This window comes from Adlercreutzia muris, assembly GCF_041223505.1.
GTDB lineage: Bacteria > Actinomycetota > Coriobacteriia > Coriobacteriales > Eggerthellaceae > Adlercreutzia > Adlercreutzia muris.
Genome location: NZ_JBCLQK010000023.1, coordinates 1 through 2,452, shown reverse-complemented (window position 1 = coordinate 2,452; position 2,452 = coordinate 1). Strand labels below are relative to the sequence as shown.

Annotated in this window: 2 protein-coding genes; both read right to left on the bottom strand. The window is 67.1% G+C overall.

Annotated elements, in window-relative coordinates; all coding sequences use genetic code 11:
* Positions 1 to 100: 100 nt before the first annotated feature.
* Entirely contained in the window at positions 101 to 847 is a 747-nt protein-coding gene (istB, locus tag AAK988_RS11305; protein ID WP_369873033.1) for an IS21-like element helper ATPase IstB, read from the bottom strand.
* On the bottom strand, positions 844 to 2,304 hold the full coding sequence (gene istA, locus AAK988_RS11300) for an IS21 family transposase (protein ID WP_369880773.1): 1,461 nt from the start codon (positions 2,302 to 2,304) through the stop codon (positions 844 to 846). The genes istB and istA overlap by 4 nt, the downstream gene beginning before the upstream one ends.
* Positions 2,305 to 2,452 lie beyond the last annotated feature (148 nt).

Below are 2,452 nucleotides of genomic sequence, written 5' to 3'. Positions count from 1 at the left end.
GTGTTTTTGTCAACTAGGAACTTTTACTAGTGGCAACGAAAACTTTCATGCTGGGCACTGAAGCTTTTCAGGTCCGGCAACGGCGCGCTGTCCTCCCTGACTAGGCCCTTCTCGCCATCGGGGACGCCTCCATCCTCTTCGTCGGCCCCTCGAACACGACGAGGTGGCCGTAGTGGACTATCCTATCTATCATCGCCGCCGCCATCTGGTCATCGGCGAGGACCGAGCCCCAGCGTGAGAACTCCAGGTTGGTGGTGACGATCAGGCTGCGCCGCTCGTAGCACTTCGACACGACCTGGAACAGCAGCCTTGCGCCCTGGCGGTCTATGGGCAGGTAGCCCAGCTCGTCGAGTATCACCAGGTCGGCACGCTCGACCTCGCGGAACACCCGGTCCAGCGCCCCCGCCTCCTCGGCCCTCTGCATCCTGACCACGAGGTCGGATATGGTGGAGAACATCACGGAGAGGCCCCTGTTGCACGCCGCCGTGCCGCAGGCTATGGCCATGTGGGTCTTCCCGTTGCCCACCCCGCCGTACAGCACGAGGTTCTGCATCCTCCCCACGAACTCGCAGGACTCCACAGCCTCCCTGGCCACGCCCTCCGGCATGCGGATGCGTGACCAGTCGTAGCCCTCGAACGTCTTGGGGACGGGGAAGCGGGCGCGCTTGAGCAGCCTCTCGCGCTTGGACTTCTCCCGCCAGGCCACCTCCTCGTCGAACACCTCGCATATCAGCCGCAGGTCGCGCGTGGCGGCCTCGGAGGCGAACTTCTCCGCTGTGTGGTTCGACAGCATCACCGCGCGGAACGCCGCCCGGGCGCGCGCCTCCAGCTCCGTCCTCGCGCTCATGCGGCATCGCCGCCGAGCAGCCCGTCGTAGGCCGACAGGTCCGGCCCGACGTCCGGCGCCGTCCCCAGCCCGAAGCCGCCCATGCGCGCCAGCATCATCTCGACGTCGGGCTCGCGCACCGCACCGGTCCTGGCGAGCACCTCGTCCAACGCGGCCGCCACCTCGTCGTACGACCACGACCGGCACCACCGCTCCATGCAGGCCGCCAGGTTGGACAGGGCCCGTGCGCCCATCGCGTCGATATGGGCGGCGACGCTGCCGGGCATCGCCGCCCTCGCCGGCGAGTTGCGCCACGCGCCCGGGCGCTTGGCGAGCATCCCCAGCTGGGACGCCGGGTCGGGCGACGACGGCGCCGAGCCGAACCTCCTGGGGTGCTCGGCCAGCACCTCGCCGGCCGCATTGGCGAAGGCCACCGTCGCGGCGCCGTAGGCGACGGTCACGGTGCGGCCGGCCATGGCGTCGGAGGCGTGATAGCGGTGGCCGCCGTCGACGCTGGCGCACCCGCGCTTGTCCACGGCGGCCGAGCCGTAGCGCACGCAGGCGAAGGGCCGCTCCGGCAGCGGCAGGAGCGCCGCGCGGTCGCGCTCGAACAGCTCGCCCCACGAGGCGCCCTTCTCGTAATGGGGAGTGCCGGAGTACGCGTCGCAGCGATCGAGCAGTCGCCGGTTGAACTCCCCCAGGTCGTCGAACGCCGGCACGGGCGTGAACAGATGCCGTCTCATCCAGCCCACCTTGCGCTCGACATTGCCCTTCTCGTGGCCGGAGTTGGGGTTGGCGAACGCCGCCTCGAACCCGTAGTGGGCCCGCATTCTGGAGAAGAGCTCCGCCTCGGTCACCTTGTCGCCGCAGCGGCGCCCGGCGCCGGTGGCGTTGTCGAACACTATGCGGTGGGGGACGCCCCCGATGTGCCCGAAGGCGTCTTTGAGGCCTTGGCAGACGCACTCCGACGTCACGCCGGCGAACAGCTGGCAGAACCCCATGTTGGAGAACGGGAAGCTGAGTGCGAAGAAGTGCATGCGCGTGCGCGCGCCGCCGAGCAGCACGTCGACGTCGCCGAAGTCGGCCTGGGCCTCGCCGGGCGCCCACACCAGCTCCATATAGGCCATGTCAGAGGCCCTCATCTGCGCCTTCCTCTCACGGACGTACCTCTTCACTATGCCGTAGCCGCCCTCGTAGGGCGTCTCCGCCGTCAGCCGCTCCCAGATCCGCTTGGCAGTATGGCGCTGCTTGCGCCATACGTGCCGGTCGGCCTCCAGAATGGCGTCGACGAACGGCTTGTAGGGGTCCAGCATCGAGCCGCGCCCCGATGCCGTCGGCATTTTGGGCGAGAAGTCGTCCATGGCCAGGTACTTGCGTATCGTGGGCTGGGAGATGCCCGTCTCCCGCTGAATATCCGCGTTGGTGAGCCCCCTTCGGCTCATATCGCGTATACTCTCGATCATCGGCATGCTGATCATCCTTTCTTCCTCCTTGCCAGGTAGTTGTCAGCTACACCGACAAGGATGTACTAGCTGGTTGGCATGCCGTTGCCATTGCTGAAAATCTTCATTGCCGCGGGTGAAAGTTCTCCGTGCCCTCACTGCAAGTTCTAAATTAGCCTAAACA

Coding starts and splice junctions, on each gene's coding strand:
- istB (WP_369873033.1), bottom strand. CDS start 847: ATGAGCGCGAGGACGGAGCTGGAGGCGCGCGCCCGGGCGGCGTTCCGC.
- istA (WP_369880773.1), bottom strand. CDS start 2,304: ATGATCAGCATGCCGATGATCGAGAGTATACGCGATATGAGCCGAAGG.